Annotated in this window: 21 protein-coding genes; 11 read left to right on the forward strand and 10 right to left on the reverse strand. The window is 70.2% G+C overall.

Features of this window, described 5'->3' with window-relative positions; genetic code table 11:
- Positions 1-5 precede the first annotated feature (5 nt).
- A complete protein-coding gene (locus AB0C01_RS02535) occupies positions 6-902 on the reverse strand; it encodes an alpha/beta hydrolase (protein ID WP_357254299.1) in 897 nt (298 codons plus the stop codon).
- Between the two features lie 180 nt (positions 903-1,082).
- On the opposite strand from AB0C01_RS02535, the gene AB0C01_RS02540 reads away from it, so the two are divergent.
- The 3 genes from AB0C01_RS02540 (at position 1,083) to AB0C01_RS02550 (ending at position 4,021) form a co-directional block, all read left to right on the forward strand.
- A complete protein-coding gene (locus AB0C01_RS02540; RefSeq protein ID WP_357254301.1) occupies positions 1,083-1,919 on the forward strand; it encodes a PIG-L family deacetylase in 837 nt (278 codons plus the stop codon).
- 341 nt (positions 1,920-2,260) lie between these two features.
- Entirely contained in the window at positions 2,261-3,454 is a 1,194-nt protein-coding gene (locus tag AB0C01_RS02545; RefSeq protein WP_357570026.1) for an endo-1,4-beta-xylanase, read from the forward strand.
- A gap of 225 nt (positions 3,455-3,679) precedes the next feature.
- Positions 3,680-4,021, forward strand: a complete 342-nt coding sequence (locus AB0C01_RS02550; protein ID WP_208641223.1) for a metalloregulator ArsR/SmtB family transcription factor — start codon at positions 3,680-3,682, stop codon at positions 4,019-4,021.
- Between the two features lie 4 nt (positions 4,022-4,025).
- Here AB0C01_RS02550 and argS read toward each other — a convergent pair whose 3' ends face one another.
- A complete protein-coding gene (gene argS / locus AB0C01_RS02555) occupies positions 4,026-5,744 on the reverse strand; it encodes an arginine--tRNA ligase (RefSeq protein ID WP_357570027.1) in 1,719 nt (572 codons plus the stop codon).
- 348 nt (positions 5,745-6,092) lie between these two features.
- On the opposite strand from argS, the gene AB0C01_RS02560 reads away from it, so the two are divergent.
- Positions 6,093-6,857: a hypothetical protein gene (locus AB0C01_RS02560; protein ID WP_357570028.1), complete on the forward strand. Its 765-nt coding sequence runs from the start codon at positions 6,093-6,095 to the stop codon at positions 6,855-6,857.
- A 7-nt stretch (positions 6,858-6,864) separates the two neighbouring features.
- Complete coding sequence (locus AB0C01_RS02565) at positions 6,865-7,545, forward strand: class I SAM-dependent methyltransferase (protein ID WP_357570029.1); 681 nt, start codon at positions 6,865-6,867, stop codon at positions 7,543-7,545.
- Here AB0C01_RS02565 and AB0C01_RS02570 read toward each other — a convergent pair.
- Entirely contained in the window at positions 7,535-7,918 is a 384-nt protein-coding gene (locus tag AB0C01_RS02570) for a hypothetical protein (RefSeq protein WP_357254310.1), read from the reverse strand. The two genes, AB0C01_RS02565 and AB0C01_RS02570, sit on opposite strands and share 11 nt — an antisense overlap.
- Before the next feature lie 455 nt (positions 7,919-8,373).
- Between AB0C01_RS02570 and AB0C01_RS02575 the strand changes: the two genes are divergently transcribed.
- Positions 8,374-8,787, forward strand: a complete 414-nt coding sequence (locus AB0C01_RS02575; RefSeq protein ID WP_357254312.1) for a DUF6223 family protein — start codon at positions 8,374-8,376, stop codon at positions 8,785-8,787.
- 6 nt (positions 8,788-8,793) lie between these two features.
- Here AB0C01_RS02575 and AB0C01_RS02580 read toward each other — a convergent pair whose 3' ends face one another.
- The 4 genes from AB0C01_RS02580 to AB0C01_RS02595 form a co-directional block, all read right to left on the reverse strand.
- A complete protein-coding gene (locus tag AB0C01_RS02580; RefSeq protein ID WP_357570030.1) occupies positions 8,794-9,456 on the reverse strand; it encodes a response regulator transcription factor in 663 nt (220 codons plus the stop codon).
- Positions 9,453-10,598 (reverse strand): sensor histidine kinase, encoded by a 1,146-nt coding sequence (locus tag AB0C01_RS02585; RefSeq protein WP_357570031.1) that lies wholly within the window; start codon positions 10,596-10,598, stop codon positions 9,453-9,455. Before AB0C01_RS02585 ends, AB0C01_RS02580 begins: the two co-directional genes overlap by 4 nt.
- A 62-nt stretch (positions 10,599-10,660) precedes the next feature.
- The gene (locus AB0C01_RS02590; protein ID WP_357254318.1) at positions 10,661-11,026 is read right to left on the reverse strand and encodes a hypothetical protein; all 366 of its coding nucleotides are present in this window, start codon (positions 11,024-11,026) and stop codon (positions 10,661-10,663) included.
- A gap of 30 nt (positions 11,027-11,056) precedes the next feature.
- Complete coding sequence (locus tag AB0C01_RS02595; protein WP_357570032.1) at positions 11,057-11,548, reverse strand: MarR family transcriptional regulator; 492 nt, start codon at positions 11,546-11,548, stop codon at positions 11,057-11,059.
- A 108-nt stretch (positions 11,549-11,656) separates the two neighbouring features.
- On the opposite strand from AB0C01_RS02595, the gene AB0C01_RS02600 reads away from it, so the two are divergent.
- The 5 genes from AB0C01_RS02600 (at position 11,657) to AB0C01_RS02620 (ending at position 15,818) form a co-directional block, all read left to right on the forward strand.
- Positions 11,657-12,706 (forward strand): LLM class flavin-dependent oxidoreductase, encoded by a 1,050-nt coding sequence (locus AB0C01_RS02600; protein ID WP_357570033.1) that lies wholly within the window; start codon positions 11,657-11,659, stop codon positions 12,704-12,706.
- The gene (locus AB0C01_RS02605) at positions 12,699-13,727 is read left to right on the forward strand and encodes an LLM class flavin-dependent oxidoreductase (RefSeq protein WP_357254324.1); all 1,029 of its coding nucleotides are present in this window, start codon (positions 12,699-12,701) and stop codon (positions 13,725-13,727) included. Before AB0C01_RS02600 ends, AB0C01_RS02605 begins: the two co-directional genes overlap by 8 nt.
- Before the next feature lie 7 nt (positions 13,728-13,734).
- The gene (locus tag AB0C01_RS02610; RefSeq protein WP_357254326.1) at positions 13,735-14,448 is read left to right on the forward strand and encodes an NAD(P)-binding domain-containing protein; all 714 of its coding nucleotides are present in this window, start codon (positions 13,735-13,737) and stop codon (positions 14,446-14,448) included.
- Positions 14,449-14,549: 101 nt separating this feature from the next.
- The gene (locus tag AB0C01_RS02615) at positions 14,550-14,999 is read left to right on the forward strand and encodes a hypothetical protein (RefSeq protein ID WP_357570034.1); all 450 of its coding nucleotides are present in this window, start codon (positions 14,550-14,552) and stop codon (positions 14,997-14,999) included.
- Positions 15,000-15,023: 24 nt separating this feature from the next.
- Complete coding sequence (locus AB0C01_RS02620) at positions 15,024-15,818, forward strand: inositol monophosphatase family protein (RefSeq protein WP_357570035.1); 795 nt, start codon at positions 15,024-15,026, stop codon at positions 15,816-15,818.
- A gap of 170 nt (positions 15,819-15,988) precedes the next feature.
- Here the strand turns inward: AB0C01_RS02620 and AB0C01_RS02625 are convergent, their stop codons facing one another.
- Genes AB0C01_RS02625 through AB0C01_RS02635 form a run of 3 tightly spaced genes read right to left on the reverse strand, consistent with a single transcriptional unit; the run spans position 15,989 to position 20,212 of the window.
- Positions 15,989-17,071 carry a hypothetical protein gene (locus AB0C01_RS02625; RefSeq protein WP_357570036.1) on the reverse strand — a complete coding sequence of 361 codons (1,083 nt, stop codon included), beginning with the start codon at positions 17,069-17,071 and terminating at the stop codon, positions 15,989-15,991.
- 60 nt (positions 17,072-17,131) lie between these two features.
- Positions 17,132-17,764, reverse strand: coding sequence for a hypothetical protein (locus AB0C01_RS02630; RefSeq protein ID WP_357570037.1), 633 nt, complete (start codon positions 17,762-17,764; stop codon positions 17,132-17,134).
- 27 nt (positions 17,765-17,791) lie between these two features.
- Positions 17,792-20,212, reverse strand: a complete 2,421-nt coding sequence (locus AB0C01_RS02635) for a family 43 glycosylhydrolase (protein ID WP_357570038.1) — start codon at positions 20,210-20,212, stop codon at positions 17,792-17,794.
- Between the last annotated feature and the right edge of the window lie 185 nt (positions 20,213-20,397).

Raw genomic sequence — 20,397 nt, forward strand, 5'->3', positions numbered from 1 at the left:
CCCGGTCAGACGTCCCGGACCGCGTCGGCGAACGCCTGGGGCGCCTCCTGGGGCAGGTTGTGCCCCACGCCGCCGCCCACGGTCCGGTGTTCGTACTGCCCGGCGAACTGCTTGCCGTAGACGGCGGGTTCCAGGTGCGGCGCGCCGTTGGCATCCCCCTCCAGCGAGATGCTGGGCACCATGATCTTCGGTTTCGCGGCCAGTCGCTTCTCCACCTCGTCGTACTGCGACTCGCCGGGGGCGAGGGCCAGCCGCCACCGGTAGTTGTGGATCACGATGTCCACGTGGTCGGGGTTGTCGAACGCGGCCGCGCTGCGGTCGAATGTCGCGTCGTCGAACGACCACTTCGGGGACGCGGTGTGCCAGATCAGCCTGGCGAAGTCGCGCCGGTTCCGGTCGTAACCGTCCCGGCCGCGTTCGGTGGCGAAGTAGTACTGGTACCACCAGGCCAGTTCCGCCTTCGGGGGCAGCGGCACCTTTCCCGATGCCTGGCCGTCGATCAGGTAGCCGCTCACCGAGACCAGCCCCCGGCAGCGCTCGGGCCACAGCGCGGCCACGACGTCTGCCGTACGCGCACCCCAGTCGAACCCGGCCAGCTTCGCGCTGTCGATCTTCAGGGCGTCCATGAGGGCGATGAGGTCGAGCCCCATGGCTGCCGGTTCGCCGTTGCGCATGGTGTCGTCGGAGAGGAACCGGGTCGTGCCGTAGCCCCGCAGGTACGGCACGACGACCCGGTAGCCGGCGTCGGTGAGCAGCGGCACGACGTCGGCGAAGCTGTGGATGTCGTACGGCCAGCCGTGCAGCAGGATCACCGCCGGACCGTCGGACGGCCCAGCGTCGACGTACCCGATGGTCAGGACCCCGGCGTCGACCTGTCGCACGTCACCGAACGATGCCCCCATGCCGGACCTCTCCTCGCGTTCTCACCCTCGGACGTGCTGACCACGCCTCAATCTAGGGACCCGCCGGGTGGTCGATCAGGGTTTGCCGGTGATCGACCCCGGCCCGATCCGGGCTGGCTAGGATGCACACAGCGTCGCCCTGCGCGACTCCGGGTGGGGACACGACCGTAGGGTGATGGCATGGCTGAGCGACCTCTGACCTTGATGGCGGTGCACGCCCACCCCGACGACGAGGCGACGAGCACCGGTGGCGTCCTTGCCCGCTACGCTGCGGAGGGGATCACGACGGTCCTGGTGACCTGCACCGACGGGCGGTGCGGTGACGGCCCGGGTGGGGTCAAGCCGGGTGACCCGAAGCACGACCCCGCCGCTGTCGTGGCGATGCGCCAGGCCGAGTTGGAAGCCAGCTGCGCGGTGTTGAAGGTCAGCCACCTGGAAACCCTCGGTTACGCCGACTCCGGGATGATGGGCTGGCCGACGAACGACCAGCCCGGCGCGTTCTGGACGACGCCGGTGGCAGAGGCGGCGGACCGACTCGCCGAGCTGATCCGGCAGTACCAGCCGGACGTGATCGTCACGTACGACGAGAACGGCTTCTACGGCCACCCGGACCACATCCAGGCGCACCGGATCACCATGGCCGCCGTGGAGCAGACGGACACCCCGGCGAAGGTGTACTGGACCACGGTGCCGCGCACCGCGTTCGAGCAGTTCGGCCAGATCATGCAGGAGCTCGGCGTCGAGTGGGACGCACCGGACCCGGAGGCGGAGGCGGAGCCGATGCCGCAGCTCGGCCTGCCCGACGACGAGATCAGCACCTGGGTGGACACGAGCAGCTTCGGGGCGCAGAAGTTCGACGCCCTGGCCACCCACGCCAGCCAGACCGAGAACATCTTCTTCCTGCAACTGGGCCGGGAGCGGTTCACGGAGCTGATGGGGGTGGAGACCTTCGTTCGGGTGCGCGACCGCACCGACGCGCCGATCCCCGAGGACGACCTCTTCGCCGGCCTGCGCTGACCCGCCCAGGTCAACTCTCGTAGCGACGCCCGAGATCGTCGGCCACCCGGTCGGCGATCTCGGCAGCGTGGCCGCGACTTGCCGCCGGTCCCCGGAAGTTTCGCGAGCATCTCCGGCGAGCCCCCGCAGGTCATATGACGAATTTCCGGAAGTTTTCAGCGTTGACGCCCGGACATTGACGGCCTTAACGTTTCGAGCAGGTTTCCGGTCACCGGCCGGCACCACCGGCCCTCCGGCCCCGAGCCAGGGCGCTCGACCACCAACCCCGCTCCCATCCGCCAACACCGGACCCGCACCTTGTTGATCGACAGTTGTCGATCAAGGTCTGGAAAGGAAGGCACATGAAGCTGAGACAGTGGACCACCGTCGGCGTGGTTGCCGTCCTCACCGTTGCGGCGCTGAACACGGTGCCCGCCACCGCCGGTCGGCCGTACGACCCCACGGCGCAGAGCCTCGGCGCCCTCGGCCTGCGCCACGGCCTCCAGGTCGGCACCGCGGTCAACATGGATGCCCTCAACGACGCCGGTGACCCGCAGTACCGCGCGCTGGCCTCCTCGGAGTTCACCTCCGTCACCGCCGAGAACGTGATGAAGTGGGAGGTCCTGGAGCCCACCCGCGGCACCTACGACTGGGCCGCGGCCGACCAGCTCATCGATTTCGCCAAGCGCAACCGGCAGAGCGTCCGCGGCCACGTGCTCGTCTGGCACAACCAACTACCCGCCTGGCTGACCAGCGGTGTCGCCGACGGCTCCATCAACAAGCAGGAGCTGCGTGAGCTGCTGCGCAAGCACATCACCACGGTCGCCAACCGGTACAAGGGCAAGATCTGGCAGTGGGACGTGGTCAACGAGGCGGTCAGCGACCCCTGGGACACCCCGTCGACCCTGCACTACAAGGGCTTCTGGGCGGAGAACCTCGGGCCCGGCTACATCGCCGACGCGTTCCGCTGGGCGCGGGCGGCCGATCCCAAGGCCCTGCTGTTCTACAACGACTACAACATCGAGGCGTTCGGCTCCGGCAACCCGGCGGACGACAAGACCCAGTTCGTCTACGAGATGACCAGGGGCCTACGCGCACAGGGCGTGCCGATCGACGGCGTCGGATCCCAGGGTCACCTCGGCACCCAGTACGGCAACTTCGACACCCTCCAGGTGACCGCCGCGCTGAAGAAGTTCAGTGGGCTCGGCGTCGCCACCGCGTTCACCGAGGTCGACGTCCGCAGCCAGATGACGGCGGGTGTCCAGGCCGGCAACGCGGAGGAGATCAACCCCCGGTTGCAGGCCTCGGCGGCGAACTTCAGCGTGCTGATGAAGGCGTGCCTCGCCGTCCGGAGCTGCCTGTCGTACACGGTGTGGGGTTTCAGTGACAGGCACTCCTGGGTGCCGGACTGGTTCGACGACCCGCCGGAGGGCCTGGCCACGATCTACGACGAGAACTACCAGCCCAAGCGGGCGTACCAGGAGCTGAAGTCGGACCTGATCCTCGCGGGACCGCCGTACGTCCAGCCGCGCAGCACACCCCGGCCACGCCGCTGACCCTCGGGTCGCGGCTCACTCGACGGCAGGTCCGTCGGCGTAGGGCCGTGTGGGGCACGGCGGAGCCCCACACGGCCGATACGTCACCACGGTCGTCGACGTTCGACTCACGTTCAGCCGCCTCGAGTGGCCGTACGGACGCCATTGGAGTATTGATGCCGGTTCTACCTGCTTATTGATGGTGTTGGTGTAACCATAGTGGGCGTGGGAACTGCGAAAACTGCCATGCCTGCGATCTCGCCGCTCACCGGCGATCCAATCAAGCGGGCCGATGCCGAACGACTCGCGGGGGTGCTGAAGGCCTTCGCCGATCCGGCGCGACTGCGTCTGCTCAGCCTGATCCAGTCCGCGCCCGAAGGTGAGGCGTCCGTCAGTGACCTCACCGGGGCGCTCAACCTGTCCCAGCCGACCGTGAGTCATCACCTGCGGATCCTCACCGAGGCCGGCCTACTCGAACGCGACAAGCGGGGGGTGTGGGCCTACTACCGCCTGGTGCCCGCCGCGATCGCACAGATCGCCGACCTGTTGACGCCGCCCCGGAAGCGGGCCACGAAGAAGACCCGCTGACCCCTCACATCCGCTCCGGGGTTCGGACGCCGAGCAGGTGCAGCCCCTGCCGCAGCGTCCGGGCCGTCAGCTCGGCCAGCAGCAGCCGGCTCTCCCGCAGCTCGTCCGGGGCCCGCAGCACCGGGCAGCGCTCGTAGAACGCGTTGAACGCGGTGGCAAGCCGGTGCAGGTAACCGGCGAGGTGGTGGAACTCGAGGCTTCGCTCCACCTCGCCGACCACCGCGGCGAAGCCGAGCAGCTCGATCGCGAGCGCCCGCTCCGCCGGCGACGTGAGCGCGATCGGCGCGTCCGGCCGGGCCGTCGTCCCGGCGCGCCGGAACATCGACCGGATCCGGGCGTACACGTACTGGAGGTACGGCGCGGTGTTGCCCTCCAGGGCGAGCATCCGCTCCCAGTCCAGGACGTAGTCCTTGGTTCGATCGGTGGACAGGTCGGCGTACTTCACCGCGCCGATCCCCACCGCGCGACCGATCTCGGCTGCGGCTTCGGCATCCAGCTCCGGGTTCCTGCGCCGGGCCAGGTCCGTGGCCCGGGTGACCGCCTCCTCCAGCAGCCCGACCAGCTTCACCGACTCACCAGCCCGGCTGCGCAGCATCCGCCCGTCGCCGCCGAGGATCGACCCGAAGCCCAGATGCTCGGCCCGCGCCGGCGGGCACAGCCACCCGGCCGCCCGGGCGACCGCGAACACCATCGCGAAGTGCTGCCGCTGCGGCAGCCCGACGACGTACAGCAAGCGGGTTGCGCCCAGTTCGCCGACACGCTGCCGTAGCGCGGCCAGATCGGTCGCCGGATAGCCGTACCCCCCGTCGCTCTTGCGCACGATGAGCGGAGTCGGCTCGCCGTCCCGGCCACTGAAGCCGGGCGGGAAGACGCAGTCGGCCCCGCCGCTGGGCACCAGCACGCCCAACCGGTCCAGGTCGTCGACGACCCCCGCCAGCAGATCGTTGTAGGCGCTCTCGCCCCGAAAGTCGTCCTCGGACAACGTCACGTCGAGCAGGTCGTAGACGGTCAGGAAGTACCGCTCGGACTGCGCCACCAGCAGCCGCCACCACCGCAGCGTCTGCTCGTCGCCGCCCTGCAAGGCGACCACCCGCAGCCGCGAGCGTTCCCGGAACGTCTCGTCGGAGTCGAACTTCGCCCGCGCCTCCCGATAGAAGCCGTCCAGGTCGCCCATCGACAACTCGTGCGCCGCCCCGGCCTCGCCGAGGTCGACCAGGTGCTCGATCAGCATGCCGAACGGTGTCCCCCAGTCACCCAGGTGGTTGACCCGCACCACCCGGTGCCCCAGCCAGTCCAGCAGCCGTACCGCCGCGTCGCCGATGACTGTGGAGCGGAGATGCCCGACGTGCATCTCCTTCGCCACGTTCGGCGCCGAGTAGTCGACCACCACGGTCTGCGGGGCCGCCGTCACCGGCACGCCGAGCCGGGCGTCGCCGGCCAGCCCGGAGACCAGGTCGGCAAGGGCCGCGTCGGCGACGGTGAGGTTGAGAAACCCCGGCCCGGAGACCTCCGCCGACACGCAGACGTCGTCGAGGACCGCGTCTGCCAGCACCTCGGCCGCGATGTCGCGCGGCGGACGGCCGAGCCGCCGACCCAAAGCCAGCGCCGCGTCGGATTGGAAATCCGCTCGCGGGGAGCGCCGCACGAGCGGGTCGACCGGTCCGCCGGCCACCGCCGCGAACGCCGGTGCCAGCCGGTCGGCCAACAACCTTTCAAGATCCATGAGTACGCCGATCTCACTCGGACCCGCGCTGCCAGGCGGGCCTCAGACGACAGGAGATGCGGGCGGATCGAGGACGACCAGCGCACGACCGGCGGCTCGATCCGCCGGTCGCAGAAAACAGGTCAGCGCGGGCGGGCGACGGATCGCCGGCGTCGCCGAGCACCGACCTGGACGTCACACGACGCTCCGGTGCACTTGGCGATCACGCTGGTCATGCGGGCAGCTTAGCGGGCCGGCGAATGTGTCGACATCCCGATTACCACCGCTGGGGCGAGCGTCCGGCGCGGCGAACAGTCGTTTGGGACGGTACGCCACCGGGAACTGCTCCGACATCGACGAAAGGTGATCATGAGCCGACACACACCGCTACCGCCGGCCCGTACGCGACGCGTGCTTGCGCTGATCCCGCTGCTGGGCACCATCGCACTTGCCACGGCCTGCACCACCACCGAAGACCCGCCCGCCTCGACCCCGTCGGGTGCGGCGCCGACCTCCGCTGCGGCGGCCGTGGATCCGACGGGCCAGCCCTCGTCGAGCGCCAGCGGCCCGACGACCATCCCGACGTCGGCGTTCGTCGAGCTGCCGACCGAGCTGCGGAAGTCTCCACGCCGGACGGTGCCCGTCGAGGAGGCTCTGCCGAAGCTCTGCGGAAACGAGTTCGGCACCGGAGGCCGTCAGGTGACGGCGAGCGCCGCGATGACAGTCACCTACAAGAAGGCCGACGACAATGCCGGCAACACGCCCCAGGGGATGATCCACCAGACCATCTTCACGTTCGACGGCACCGGCGCCACGGACTACATGGGGCGTCTGCGCACCGCCTTGGAGGCGTGTCCCTCCTTCCAGCACGACGGGAGCCGAGCGACCGCCAAGAGTGAGGCTCTGCCCGGCGTCGGTGACGAAGCGCTGCTGCTGAACCTGACCTGGCCCGCGACCAGCCTCAACGGAGAACACACCGGCGGCACCGAGTCCAGCCAGATCGCGGTGGCCCGCGTCGACACGGTGGTGACGGTGTTCAACGACCAGGGGTGGGAGGGTTCCAGCGGCAATCCCACCATTCTGGACCGGGTCGTCCGCGACGCTGTCCGGACCATCGACACCTGGCAGCGGTAGCCCCACCATGGGCTCCGCACCCGCCGATCCGCTCGACCTGCACGGCGTGCGACGGGCCTACGACATCGTCGCCGAGGACTACGCCACCTTTCTGCCGGACACCCGCGCCGAGTCCCCACTCGACCTCGCCATGGTCGACGCGTTCGCCGCGGCGGTGACGTCGGGCGGTGACACCCGGGTCCTCGACGCCGGCTGCGGTCCGGGCCGGATGAGCAGGTACCTCACCAACCGTGGGTGCCTGGTGTACGGGGTCGACCTGTCGCCGGGCATGATCGTCCGGGCACGCCGGGACCACCCTGGCCTGATGGTCACCGTGGGCTCGTTGACCGCTCTCCCCTACCCGGACGGCCGGTTCGCCGGTGTCCTGCTCTGGTACTCCACCATCCACACGCCCCCTGCCGGGCAGGCACGCGTCTTCGCGGAAGCGGCCCGGGTGCTCCGACCCTCGGGTCACCTGCTCGTCGGCTTCCAGGCCGGTGAAGGTACGCGTGACCTGTCCGGGCCCTACCGCCGCCGCTTCGGTCACGAGATCCGTCTGGAGCGACACCGTTACACGGTGGACCAGGTCGCCGCCGAGATCGAGGCTGCCGGCCTGCGGGAGGAGTGCCGCCTGGTGCGGCGGGCGCGCGGCACCGAGCGGGATGATCAGGCGTTCCTGCTGGCCACGACGGGTCGCGTCAGCGGTTGAAGGCCAGGTACAGGCCGAGGCCGAAGTTGACCATCAGGATGATCGCGCCGATGACGGCGAACCCGCGTTGCCAGGCCGTCCACCGGACCGTCCGCTGGGACTCGACGATGCCCGCCTCCTCCACCCGGACCTCCGCGATCCTGTCCCGCTCCTTGGTGTCCCGGAGAGCCGCGGTCGCGCCAGCACTGAACAGGGCGGCGTTGGAACGAAGCTCCTCGGTGAGACTCTGCAACGCCTGGGTCATCGAGTCGATCGAGCCGTTGATGTGCCGCAGGTGCTCGTCGTGCCCCTGTAGACGCTGTTCGATCCGGCCCGCGTCGACACCACGGTTGTAGGCGGCCTCCTTCTCCTCGCTGGCCTCCGGGCTCGTCACCACGGTGTCATCGCCGGCGGTGACACGGCATCGAGCCCGTCCACGGCCCGTGACAAGGACCGGGGTCGCTGCGGGGACGTGCTAGGTGCGATACGCAAGGCAAGACCTCCTCCTGCCGCCGCACCGTCCGGCCAAGCGACGCACCAGTCGTACCACCCGCGGGGCCGGAAGGCCACTGCCGGGATCCGACAGATCCGCAGGTCAGAGCCATCTTTGCCGCTCTCCGCACGCGGGTTACGGGTGCCGTTCGTCGATCGGGCACCTGTCCGGTTGCCGACAGAGCGGTGGTGGCGGTGGTACGTCGGAGACCCCGGGAGACGACTGCGGCGGTATGCCGCCGCGGACGCGTACCTCCCGGGTTGTGGGTCTTTTGGCAACTCCGGCCTGACGACCGGTGCACGCTGCGCTACCTACGCTGCCACCGGTAGCTGTCACACCGTCGAAGGGAACCCCTGATGTCCGTCCGTCATCTGCTCGTCGCCGCCGTGGCCGCCCCGCCCGCCGGGACCGAGCTGGTCGTCCACGCCTCGGCCCAGCCGGCCGCGGCCACCGCTCTCGCCATGAGCTCCGGGCGAGCCGGTGCGAGCGTCGGCGTCCTGCTGGGGTTGGTCGGTGTCGTCGTCGGCGGGCTGGCCCTGGCCCGCCCCGCCCGCCGCGTCGGCTCCAGCTCGGCGCGACTCGGAGCCGTCCTGGCCCTGACCTTGGGACTGGCCGGCATGGTGCTCGGCGGGGTGGTGGTCGCCACCTCCGACAGCGGCATCGGTACGGGTAACGGGCGCGGCGGCGCGTTCGTGGCCCTGGCGATCGGACTGGTCGGCGTCGTCCTCGGTGGACTGGCCCTGGCCCGGAGCGCCCGGCTGGCCGCCTGATCACGGTCAGGAGCGGGTGAGCCAACCGGGAACGGTCAGGCCGGACTCGTAGGCGAGGATCACCAGTTGGGCGCGGTCCCGGACCTGCGTCTTGGTCATGATCCGGCTGACATGGGTCTTGGCGGTGGCCGGGCTCAGCACCAACCGCGCGGCGATCTCGTCGTTCGACAGGCCCGCGGCGACAAGTACGAGCACCTCGCGCTCGCGGGTGGTGAGCACACTCAGTCGCGGCCCGGGGTCCGGATGCGTGGCCCGTGCACTGAACTCGGCGATCAACCGACGGGTGATCGACGGCGCGATCAGCGCGTCGCCACGGGCGACCACCCGCACCCCGTGGATCAGCTCCGCCGGCTCGGTGTCCTTGACCAGGAAGCCGCTCGCGCCGGCCCGGAGCGCCCCGTAGACGTAGTCGTCCAGGTCGAACGTGGTCAGGATGATCACCCGGGCCGCGCAGGTCGCGATGATCTGTCGGGTCGCGGCGAGGCCGTCCAGTACGGGCATCCGGATGTCCATGAGGACGACCTTCGGACGAAGCTGCGCGGTGAGGCGCACCGCCTCGGCGCCATCGGCGGCCTCGCCGACCACCTCGATGCCATCCTCACCGTCCAGGATGGAGCGGAAGCCGGCGCGGACCAGGGTCTGGTCGTCGGCGAGCAGCAGTCGGATCACGCCGACTCCCCCGCCGTCGTCGAGCCGGGCCGCAGCGGCAGGCGGGCGCGGACCCGGAAGCCACCGTCCGGGCGCGTACCCGTGGTCAGTGAGCCGCCGAGCGCGCTCACTCGCTCGCGCATGCCGATGATCCCGCTGCCCGGCGCGCCGGGTGTGGTGGTGCCGTCGTCCTCCACCTCCACCAGCACGTCGTCGCGGTCGGCCCGTACCCGGACCACCGCGGCGGTGGCGTCCGCGTGCCGGGCCACGTTGGTGAGTGCCTCCTGGACGATCCGGTACACCGCCAGGTCGACCTCCGGGGGCAACGACCTGGTCTCGGCGAGTTCGGTGCTGATCGTCAGTTCGGGCCGTCCGGCCGTCCGGACCAGATCGTAGAGGCGACCGAGGCCGGCGCTGGGCACGGTCGGCGCCTCGCCCTCGCGCCGCAGCACGCCGAGCGTCGTCCGCAGCTCCCGCAACGTCTCCTTGCTCGTCTGTTTGATCGCGGTGAGCGCCTGCTCGGAGCGGACCGGGTCCGGCCGGTGCAACGCCGCACTGGCCTGCACATTGATCAGCGAGAGGTGGTGGCCGAGGACATCGTGCACCTCGCGGGCGATGCGCAGCCGCTCCTCGGTGGCCCGCCGCCGGGCCTCCTCCTCCATCCGCTGTTCGACGACGATCGCGTGGGCCTGCGCCTCGGCGAGGTAGGCGCGGCGGTTGCGGGTCACGCCGACGATGACCGCGACGAGCCAACCGGCGTGCAGCAGCGTTGCCCCGTTCATGGTGTCCGGGGATCGGTTGTCGCTGTCCGCGGCGGCGAAGGCGATCACCGAGGCGAGACCGAGACCGATGGCGATCCAGAGATGTCCCTCGTCGACAACCGTGTAGAGCGCCACGACGAAGACCAACATGATCGGGCCGGGCTTGTGCAGCAACGCCCCGTACGCGCCGACGGCGACCAACGCCACCACACCCACCGGCACCGGATGGCGGCGGCGGACGGACAGCCCGGCGGAGGAGGCGAGCACCACCAGCAGCGCCGTCCACTCGGCGGTGGTGTCGATGCCGCGCGACTGCACCACCAGACCGACGAGGGCGACCAGACCGACGGCGAGCACCAGGGCGACGTTCGCCGTCCGGTCACGCCATCGCGCCCCTGACATACGCCGAAGCCTAGCCCTCCGTTCGCCTACGGACGATCGCCCGAACCGGCGGGCACCCGGGCTCAGTCTCCCCAGTCGAGCTGGGGCTCGGGCACGCCGACCGACCTGCCGTACGCCTTGGCGTGAGCCTCGCCGGCCGGATCGCCCAGCGGATACCGGAATGCCTTGCCGGCAAAGACGACGAACCTTTCCGCGTCGGTCCGGAAATCGGCGTACCAGCCGCCCGTCGGTGACAGGCAGTCGGCGAGCGCGGCGGCGAGCCGCTCCACCTCCGCGTCCGGCGCGGTGAACTCGATCAACGTCCAGGTGGCGGGCTGCGCGGCGGTGGCGCTGGCGGTGTCGACCCGCCAGATCTTCTCCACCCGCAACGGTACGGTCAGCTCCGCGCCGGTTCGCAGGCTCTCACTGATCAGCAGGCCCCTGAGCATGCGTACTCCTCTCCGCGGTGCTCGATTCCCTCAATCCTCGTGCTGTTCGTCGAGGCGCGCTCGCAGCGCTGCCGCGATCTCGCCCGCCGCGAGGATCTGCTCGGGCGTGAGGGCGTCGACGAAGAGCTCTCGGATGGCGCGCAGGTGGGGAAATGTCGCGGTGCTGAACGCCTCGGCTCCGGCCGCGGTGAGCAGCACCTCCGCCCCCCGGGGGACGGTCGGGCACTCCTGGCGGCGGATGAGGCCACGCCGCTCCATCCGCCCCAGGTGGTGGGAGAGCCGGCTGCGCTCCCAGCCGATGTGCGCCGCGAGCGCGGACGAGCGCATCGCCTGGTCCGGCGCCTCGCTGAGAGCGAGCAGGACGGCGTAGTCCCCGGTGGAGAGGGAGGAGTCGCCCTGGAGGCGGGACTCCAGCCGGCCACTCAGCGCCGCCGTCGTCTCGATGAAGTTCCGCCAGATCCGCAGCTCCTCGGCCGTCGGCAGTTGGCGCCCTCCCCGCCGGGCAGGTGTGGTCTCCGTCATCTCATTCTCCCGGGAATTGACGTGTCAATCGCCAAGTTAGCATCATTGACACGTCAACCGGTAGGTCCGCTCCCGCGGGTCGCCGGCGGAAGCACCGAGGAGGACACCATGACAGCTACCGGATTCGAACTGGGGCTCAACTCGTTCGGGGAGGTGGCCACCGACGGCGACCGGGTGCTGAGCGACGCCGAGACCGTACGACTCCTCGTGGACGAGGCACGACTCGCCGAGTCGGTCGGACTCGACGTGTTCAGCCTCGGTGAGCACTACCGGGAGGGCCACAACGACTCGGCGACACCCGTGTTGCTCGCGGCGGCCGCGACGGCGACCGAGCGGATCCGCCTCGGCACCTCGGTGACCGTGCTCAGCACGAACGACCCGGTCCGCCTCTACCACGAGTTCTCCACCCTCGACGCCGTGTCGAACGGCCGCGCCCAGTTGGTCCTCGGACGCGCGTCGGCGACCGAGTCGTTCCCGCTGTTCGGCTACGACCTGGCCGACTACGAGCGGTTGTTCGAGGAGAAGCTCGACCTCTTCCTGCGGCTCCGGCGCGACGAGACGGTCACCTGGTCCGGAACCGTGCGAAGCTCCCTGACCGAACAGCGCCTGCACCCACGGATGCGGCCCGGTGGGATCCCGACGTGGATCGGCGTCGGGGGCAGCCCGAACTCGGTGGTCCGCGCCGCCCGGCACGGTCTCCCGCTCATGATGGCGATCATCGGTGGACGACCCCAACGGTTCGCCGGCCACGTCGACCTCTACACCAAAGCGCTCGACCAGTTCGGGCATACCCCGCAGCCAATCGGGCAGCACTCACTCGGCCTTGTCGCAGACACCGACGAGGAGGCGGTGGAGACGTGGTGGCGATACTGGCAGCCGGTCGCGGCGGCGCTCGCCGCGGAACGCGGCTTCTACAAACCGGACCGCGCACGCTACGAGGCCGAAATCGACCACGGAGCGCTCTTCGTCGGGTCACCCGAGACGGTGGCGCAGAAGATCGCCACGGTCGCCCGCGACCTGCGACTGAACCGCTTCGACCTGAAGTACGACATCATGCACCTGCCCCGCGAGGCACGCGCGCGCACCATCCAACTGCTGGGCAGTGAGGTCGCGCCGCGGGTCCGGGAGCTGCTGGCGAAGGAGCCCACCCATGTCTGACCTCTTGTTCGGCCTCGACACGTTCGGCGACGTACCGGAGGACGACTCCGGCAAGCTCGTCTCCCACGCCGCGGCGATCCGTCAGGTGGTCGACGAGGCGGTGCTCGCCGACCAGCTCGGCGTCGACGTCATCGCGCTGGGCGAGCACCACCGGCCGGAGTACTCGGTGTCGACGCCGGAGACGGTGCTGGCGGGCATCGCCACCCGTACGTCCCGGATCCGGTTGGCCTCCGGGGTGACCGTGCTGAGCTCGGACGACCCGGTCCGGGTGTTCCAGCGGTTCGCCACGGTGGACGCGCTGTCGCACGGCCGGGCCGAGGTCATCCTCGGTCGCGGCTCGTTCACCGAGTCGTTCCCCCTGTTCGGCTACGACCTGCGCGACTACGACACGCTGTTCGAGGAGAAGATCGAGCTGTTCGTCAAGTTGTTGGACGAGAAGCCGGTCACCTGGAGCGGCACCCTGCGTGCCCCGTTGGAGAACGCCGACGTCTTTCCCAAGACCGAGTCGGGACACCTGAGCACCTGGGTCGGCGTGGGTGGCTCACCGCAGTCGGTCGTCCGCACCGCCCAGTACGGGCTCCCACTCATGCTCGCCATCATCGGCGGCGCCCCCGAGCGTTTCGCGCCGTACCTGGACCTCTACCGCAGGGCGGCCGAGCAACTCGGTACGACCGCACACCCGGTCGGCATGCACTCGCCCGGCTTCATCGCCGACACCGACGAGGAGGCGAAGGAAATCTACTGGCCGCACTACCGGATCATGCGAGACCGGATCGGCAAACTGCGGGGCTGGCCACCGATCCGCCGCCAGGAGTTCGACTCCGAGGTGGAGAACGGCTCGCTCTACATCGGCTCACCCGAGACGGTGGCCCGCCGGATGGCGCGCGCGATCCGCAGCCTCGGAGTCGGCCGGTTCGACCTCATCTACTCCGCTGGAGCGCAACCGGTGAGCGCCCGGATGCGCGCCGTGGAACTGTACGGCTCCCGGGTGATCCCCATGGTCCGCGAGCTGCTGGCCTGATCACCACATGAACCGAGAGGACGACATGTTCGACAACGACCGGCCCCAGACCCTTGGTGTGCTCGGGGCCGGCAAGGTGGGCACGGTGCTCGCCCGGCTCGCCGTCGCCGCCGGCTACCGCGTGCTGGTCGCCGGCTCCGGCGATCCGGCGAAGATCGCCCTCACCGTCGAGGTGCTCGCTCCGGGGGCGGCGGCCACCACGGCGGCCGACGCGGTGGCCGCCGCCGACATCGTGATCCTGGCCCTGCCGCTGGGTAGGTACCGCAGTGTTCCCGCCGAGGCGCTGCGCGGAAAGCTCGTCGTCGACGCGATGAACTACTGGTGGGAGATCGACGGCATCCGGGACGACCTCACCGACGCGCGTACCTCGTCGAGCGAGATCGTCCGGGCCTACCTGTCCGGGTCCCGGGTGGTGAAGGCGTTCAACCACATGGGCTACCACGATCTCGAGGACGGGGCGCGGGCGACCGGATCGCCGGACCGGAAGGCCATCGCGATCGCCGGCGACGACGCCAGTGACCTCGCCGCGGTCGCGACCCTGGTGGACGCGCTGGGCTTCGATCCGGTGGTCGCCGGCGCCCTGGCCGAGGGCGTACGACTCGAACCAGGCAGCGAGCTGTTCGGCGCCAACGTGAGCGCCGACGAGGTTCGTACCATGCTCGACCGCTTTCCGGAGTCCGAGCGTGGACGGACCATTGCCGCTGCCCGCGCCTCGGCCTGACCGATCAGGAATCGAGAAGCCCGGCCGGTGTCACCCGGTCTAGCCTTTTCCCAGGTCACCGGCAGCACGCCGAACCCGGAACGAGGAGAGGGAGCCCCCGCATGTCCGCGAAGACCACCACGACCAGGTCCGACGGTTTCAGCGCCGAGGAGCGGGCCGCGATGCAGGAGCGCGCCGCCGAGTTGCGCGCCGAGGGCAAGAAGGGCGCCAAGAAGGCCGACGGGCTGCAGGCGCTCCTCGACCGGATCGCGCAGATGGAGCCGGACGATCGTGCGCTCGCCGAGCGCGTCCACGTGGCGGTGACCGCTGCCGCGCCCGAGTTGTCGCCGAAGACCTGGTACGGGATGCCCGCGTACGCGGACGCCGCCGGAAAGATCGTCGTCTTCTTCCAGGACTCCGGCAAGTTCAACTACCGGTACTCGACCCTGGGGTTCCAGGACGCGGCCAACCTCGACGACGGCGACCTGTGGCCGGTGGCGTACGCGCTGCAGAAGTGGAGCCCCGCGGTGGAGAAGAGGGTCGGCGAGCTGGTGCGGGCGGCGGTGTCCTGACCGTCGCCCACCTATGGTTCGGGTATGTCGATCACCGATCACGCGCTGGCGATCGCGGCGGCGGAAGCCGGAGCCGCGGTCGTCCGCGCGCAGTACGGATCATCGCTGGCCCGACTCATGAAGACCGCGGACGACTTCGCCACCACGGCGGACGTCGAGGCCGAGAAGGCCATCCTCGACGTCCTGCGCGCCGGACGTCCGCATGACGGCGTGCTGGCGGAGGAGAGCGGGCGCACCGGCACCGGCGAGAACGGGCGCACGTGGTTGGTCGACCCGTTGTGCGGAACGCTGAACTATGCCGTGCGGACCATGCTGACCTCGGTCAACGTCGCGCTGCGGGCAGGGGCACGGGTCCGTGTGGCCGCCTCGGCGGACCCGTTCACCAACGAGGTGTTCTGGACCGACGGCATCGCCGCGTATACCCGCCGTGGTGGCGTCGACGAGCCACTCACCCCGTCGGCGGAGTCCCGCCTTGTCGACGTCAATCTCGACCCGCCGTTTCCCAACCGGCACGTCTTCCTCGCCGCTCGGATGCTCGGCGACGAGGGGTTCATCGAACAGTTCCGCCCCCGCGTCGTCTCCACCACGCTGGCCGTTGCCTGGGTGGCTGCCGGTCGCCGCGCGGGCTACGTGACGGATGGTGAGCACCTGTGCGACAGCGTCCACTTCGCGGCCGGAATCGCCCTCGGTCAGGCGGCGGGTTGTGTGGTCACCGGGATCGACGGCAGGCCGGTTCACCCCGCCGGAAAGGGTCTCGTCGTCGCCGCCGACGAGCGGACGCACGCTGCCCTCCTGGCTCTCATCAGAAACCAGCGGTGACCATCGGCCCGGCGGCCACCGCGCGTGCTGCTCGGGAAGACCGAGGAGATCTCGAAAATCTTCTGGGAGACCAAGCAGCGCTGACCAACCGCCGAGGTACGCGGCGCAGGCTCCCTCATGGACACGTCGCCGGCCGCCTGGCGCTCGCGGGCGGGCGGTCCGGTGGCGGGTTACCGGCGGGCGTCGCCCGCGTCGGGCGCACCGTCGGCGGGACCGCCTCCGACGAGCACCGACTCCTGACCCTCCTGCCGACCCTCCTGGCGGGCGCGGGCGAGCAGCCCCGCCAGCCGACGTCGGCGGTGACGGACCGCCGCCCGCAGGCCGACGAGCAGTGCGGCGAGGAGGCCCAGCAGCGCGAGCTGCGCCCACGGGACGACCCAGGTGGTGACGGTGGCCGAGACCGGTCGGAGGTCGGCACCGGCGGCCTGCCCGTCGCCGAGCAGGGTCGGTGACGTGGTGACTGTCGTGCGGAGACGTCCCAGTGCCCAGACGCCGTCGGCGCGGGTCGCCATCTCCCGGCTGCCGCCCGGAAGCAGCTCCTCGACCGCGCCTGTGGCGTCGTGGCTGGTCCGGCCGAAGAGGTCGGACACCGCCACCCGGCTCGTTCCGCTGACCCAGACGTTGCCGTCGTTGCCGACGGTGTAGCGGACCCGAAGCGTGCCACCGGCGAAGGGATTCCACGACGGCGTGTACCTCGCGGTGAGGCCCTGAACGGGCAGGGTCGCCTGGACGGTCCCGTTGACCCGGACCATGACCCGGAAACCCACTCGGCTCTCGACGTTGACCGTGCCACCGGTGCTGGTGACGGTCGCCGCGATGCCGGCCGGATGATCCCCCGGCGCGGCACCCTTGGGCACCGTGATCGTGAACGGCACCACCCTCGTCTCGCCAGGGCCGACGGTGACCTTCTCCTGCACGTCGATCCAGGTGCCACCGTCGACCGAGGGGCGGTCCGACGAGAGCATGTTGAAGCGACCCTTGTCGGTGAGGTAGCCGTCGGCGGCCTTCAGCGAGAAGGCGACCGCGTTCTTGCTGAAGTTGCGGACCGCCAGATGCTCGGTCACGACCTGCCCCGGGTCGAGGCTGGCATTGATCCACCGGCGTTGGTCGGGGCCGCTCGGGGTGGCCGGCTGGACCGTCCAGGTCAGCGCCTTCGGGTCTGGCTCCGCCGCCGCCACGGCCGGCGCGGCCGTCACCGCGAGGGTCACGACGGCGAGAACGGTGAGCACCCGGCGCAGCGGGGGAACGGTCATGACGATGAGCCCTTCGGCAGGGGGTGTGGCGGGGGCCCGGTGCGGACCCCCGCCACAGCACTACTCGAACAGGGAGAGCGTGAGCGTCGAGCTGTAGGCGCCGGCGGCGACCTCCGCCGGGGTACGCAGGTACAGGTCGGCGTTGACGGAGTACGAGTCGTTGGCCACGGCCTCGGAGTCGAAGGCCGAGACCAGCAGTTCCTGGTCGACGAGGCCGACGTTGTTGCCCGGCTGAGTCGCCTCGTCCAGCGCGGTCACCACCTCCTCGCCCTCGGTGACCAGGCCGGTCTCCCCGCCGTCGAGCAGCCGGGGCTTCCAGCCGAGGTGGTCGGCGGTGATCGGCGCCTGGCCGGAGTTGCCCGCGAAGTCGGTCGCGCTGCCGAGCACCGCCCAGCTGGCACCGTCGGGAACCTCGTCGGCGACGCGGGTGTCGGTGACCGTCACCGTCGGCAGCGTACCGACGAACTGGCGCACCAGCAGGGTCGAGCCGTCCTCGGACAGCGCGACGGCGTCACCGGCGACGGACAGGGCGAGGACACCCGGCTCCCTGATCTCGTCGATGTCGACAGTGACCCGCACGCTGGCGTCGTCGTCCGGCTCGGCCAGCGCGGGCGACGGCAGCACCGCTGCCCCGACCAGCACCGCGCCGACGGCACCGGCCGCGAGCAACTGCCGCCGTTTGTCTGTGTTCATGTGGTCTCCGTTCTCAGCCATCAAGGGTTATCCGCCGCAGGTGCCGGCGGGATGTTGCACGGTGCGGACCGTCGTCACGTCCTGTCCACCCACCGTCCCGGTCACCCGGACCGTCGCCGAACCCGCGGGCACCGAGACGGCACGCGTGCTGAACGACTGGTACGCGTTCGCACCCGGCGCGACGGCCGCGAACGAGCGCTCGCCGTACGGGGTCTCGAGAGCGATCGCCACTGGCGCGTCATGGTCGTTGCGGGCCTGCACGGCCACGTGGACCTTGCCGCCCACGCACCGCGCCGACGCGGTGGCCGTGACGGGCAGTTCGAGGGTGGCCGCCTGGAAGGCCCAGGTGTCGATCTCGAAGAGGTCGGCGCCCGCCGGGCCGGTGTAGGTGAAGTAGACGTCGTGCACGCCGCTGACGCCGGCAAGCTGGGCGGTCACCTCGGCCCACTGGCCGACCGGCGTGTCGACCGCGACCGTGCCGACAACGGGACCGGTCGCGGTGTCCAGGCGGACCTGGATCTGCCCGCCGGCGGCGAGCGCCCGCACCTTCGCCGTCACGCTCTGCGCGCCGTTGTCGCCGAAGTCCACCGACGACAGCGCGGTCCAGTCGCCGTTGTCGATGTCGCGGACCACCAGGTTCGGTGCCGCGCCGCCGAACTGGGCGGAGCTGCCGTCGACCTTTGTGGTCGCGACACCCTTGCTCCAGCCGAAGGTCTCGGCCTCGAAGACGCGGTACGGGTCGAAGTCGCGGACCTGGTTCACCCCGGCGTAGGTGCCGACGACCTGCTGGATCGTGCCGTCCGGGTTGAAGGCCAACTCCTGGATGTGCGGGCTGCGGTACCCCTGGGTCGTGTTGCCGTTGATGCGCTTGTTCAACGTCGGCGCGTGGTAGGTGAAGTAGTGCTTGCCCTCGAACTCGAACACCGACTGGTGGTTGTTGCCGCCGGTGCCGCTGCCGAAGAACTGCGACTGGTTCGGGAAGAGCACACCGGCGTAGGTCTCCTTCGGCCACGACATCGGGTTGTCGGAGATCATGTAGCCGATCTGGCCGCCACCGGGGTAGCCGGGCAGCGGCTGCTGGCTACCACCGAAGTCGTTCCCGCCGAAGTGCGACGAGTACGAGAAGTAGTACTTGCCGTCGCGCTTGAAGACGTGACCCGCCTCGAACGCGACCGGGGCGTCGACCACGGCGGCCGTTCCCTGGGTCGCGACCATCGTGTCGTCGAGTTCGATCGCCCGGATGTTCTTCGGGTTGTTGAAGCGCTCGGCCGGCGGCATGCTCGTCGACGCGGGGCCACCACCGAAGTAGAGGTACGGCTGGCCGTCGTCGTCCACGAACGGGGCCGGGTCGAACTTCCACGCGACGTTCTCGGCACCGGGGGTGCGACCGTCGATCAGCGTGCTCGTGCGCTCGCTGGTCCACGGGCCGAGTGGCGAGGCACCCGTGATCACGTTGCTGGAGCCACCGCCGTTGGCGTAGTAGAGGAAGAACTTCTCCACGCCGTTCACCACCTTCTTGGTGATGCCCGGAGCCCACGAGTTGGCGGTGAACGGGGCCACCCCGTTCGGGCCGGCGACCTGGATCTCACCGTGGTCGGTCCAGTTCACCAGGTCCGCCGAGGAGATCACCGTGATCTGGTTGATGTCGCCGTAGTTGATCCCCGGCGAGACGCCCGTGGTCGGGTTCGGGGCGTAGCCCTGGGTGTCGTTCGTCATGTACATGTACACCCGGCCGTCGTGCACGAGGCCGAAGCCGTCGGCGCCGAACTTGTGCCCGATCAACGGGTTGTGCTCCCCGGGCAGCTTCCCGACGACCTCGATCGTCTTCGATGCCGGCGCGGGCGGCGCGGCGCCGACCACCGACACGTCGTCGAGCGTGAAGTCCATGAGGTGCAGGTCCGGGTCGGTGGCCGGGGTGGCCGTCCAGGGGGTCTCGAAGAACAGCCGCGCCGTCGACACGGTCTGCGTCGCCGGGATCGTGAACGTCCCGTTGAACTGCGCCCACTGACCCTTCGTCGCGGTCACGCTGACGAGGTTGGTGTAGGTGCCACCGCCGTAGTGCATGGTGGCGAAGAACTGCTTGGTGGCCGGTCCGCTCGCGTTCTCGTACTTGATGCGGGCCGTCAGGGTGTAGGCCTGGCCGGCCTGCACCTTGCCGCTGAGGTCCTGCATCGGCCCGGATCCGGTCGTCGCCCGGCCGGTCACGAGCGCGGCGTTCGCACCGGCGTAGGCATCCGCGGTGGCCGACAACTGCGCGCCGTCGCTGGCGTTTCCGTTGTTGACGAACCAGTTGGTCAGGCCGTCCTCGAACCCGCCGTTGACGATGAGATTCGTGTCGGCGGCCTGGACCGGCGCCGCCCCGGTGGCGAACCCTGCGGCCAGCATCAGGCCGACCGTCGCGATCGCGGCGACCCGTCCTCGGGTCGCGCGTCGCATTCGTTGTTCCACGAGACATCCTCCTTCATCTCTGACGTGCGGTCATCGGTGTGCGGGGGATCGGTGGTGGTAGGTGGTCCGGACATCAGGGGTCGACCGCCGCCACCGGCTCGACCTCGGCCGGCGGCGCGGGACAGGTCGCTGTTCCGCGCCACACGGCCGGTCGCCGGTGGGTGCTGGTCGGTGAGCCTGAGGCT

The sequence above is a fragment of the Micromonospora sp. NPDC048905 genome (assembly GCF_040649655.1).
GTDB lineage: Bacteria > Actinomycetota > Actinomycetes > Mycobacteriales > Micromonosporaceae > Micromonospora.

What these genes read in the sequence shown, in the direction of transcription:
- AB0C01_RS02545 (WP_357570026.1), top strand. Translation starts at nt 2,261, where the DNA reads ATGAAGCTGAGACAGTGGACCACCGTCGGCGTGGTTGCCGTCCTCACC.
- AB0C01_RS02535 (WP_357254299.1), bottom strand. Translation starts at nt 902, where the DNA reads ATGGGGGCATCGTTCGGTGACGTGCGACAGGTCGACGCCGGGGTCCTG.
- AB0C01_RS02565 (WP_357570029.1), top strand. Translation starts at nt 6,865, where the DNA reads ATGGGCTCCGCACCCGCCGATCCGCTCGACCTGCACGGCGTGCGACGG.
- AB0C01_RS02610 (WP_357254326.1), top strand. Translation starts at nt 13,735, where the DNA reads ATGAACCGAGAGGACGACATGTTCGACAACGACCGGCCCCAGACCCTT.
- AB0C01_RS02620 (WP_357570035.1), top strand. Translation starts at nt 15,024, where the DNA reads ATGTCGATCACCGATCACGCGCTGGCGATCGCGGCGGCGGAAGCCGGA.
- AB0C01_RS02540 (WP_357254301.1), top strand. Translation starts at nt 1,083, where the DNA reads ATGGCTGAGCGACCTCTGACCTTGATGGCGGTGCACGCCCACCCCGAC.
- AB0C01_RS02575 (WP_357254312.1), top strand. Translation starts at nt 8,374, where the DNA reads ATGTCCGTCCGTCATCTGCTCGTCGCCGCCGTGGCCGCCCCGCCCGCC.
- AB0C01_RS02615 (WP_357570034.1), top strand. Translation starts at nt 14,550, where the DNA reads ATGTCCGCGAAGACCACCACGACCAGGTCCGACGGTTTCAGCGCCGAG.
- AB0C01_RS02600 (WP_357570033.1), top strand. Translation starts at nt 11,657, where the DNA reads ATGACAGCTACCGGATTCGAACTGGGGCTCAACTCGTTCGGGGAGGTG.
- AB0C01_RS02630 (WP_357570037.1), bottom strand. Translation starts at nt 17,764, where the DNA reads ATGAACACAGACAAACGGCGGCAGTTGCTCGCGGCCGGTGCCGTCGGC.
- argS (WP_357570027.1), bottom strand. Translation starts at nt 5,744, where the DNA reads ATGGATCTTGAAAGGTTGTTGGCCGACCGGCTGGCACCGGCGTTCGCG.
- AB0C01_RS02605 (WP_357254324.1), top strand. Translation starts at nt 12,699, where the DNA reads ATGTCTGACCTCTTGTTCGGCCTCGACACGTTCGGCGACGTACCGGAG.
- AB0C01_RS02590 (WP_357254318.1), bottom strand. Translation starts at nt 11,026, where the DNA reads ATGCTCAGGGGCCTGCTGATCAGTGAGAGCCTGCGAACCGGCGCGGAG.
- AB0C01_RS02550 (WP_208641223.1), top strand. Translation starts at nt 3,680, where the DNA reads ATGCCTGCGATCTCGCCGCTCACCGGCGATCCAATCAAGCGGGCCGAT.
- AB0C01_RS02595 (WP_357570032.1), bottom strand. Translation starts at nt 11,548, where the DNA reads ATGACGGAGACCACACCTGCCCGGCGGGGAGGGCGCCAACTGCCGACG.
- AB0C01_RS02560 (WP_357570028.1), top strand. Translation starts at nt 6,093, where the DNA reads ATGAGCCGACACACACCGCTACCGCCGGCCCGTACGCGACGCGTGCTT.
- AB0C01_RS02585 (WP_357570031.1), bottom strand. Translation starts at nt 10,598, where the DNA reads ATGTCAGGGGCGCGATGGCGTGACCGGACGGCGAACGTCGCCCTGGTG.
- AB0C01_RS02625 (WP_357570036.1), bottom strand. Translation starts at nt 17,071, where the DNA reads ATGACCGTTCCCCCGCTGCGCCGGGTGCTCACCGTTCTCGCCGTCGTG.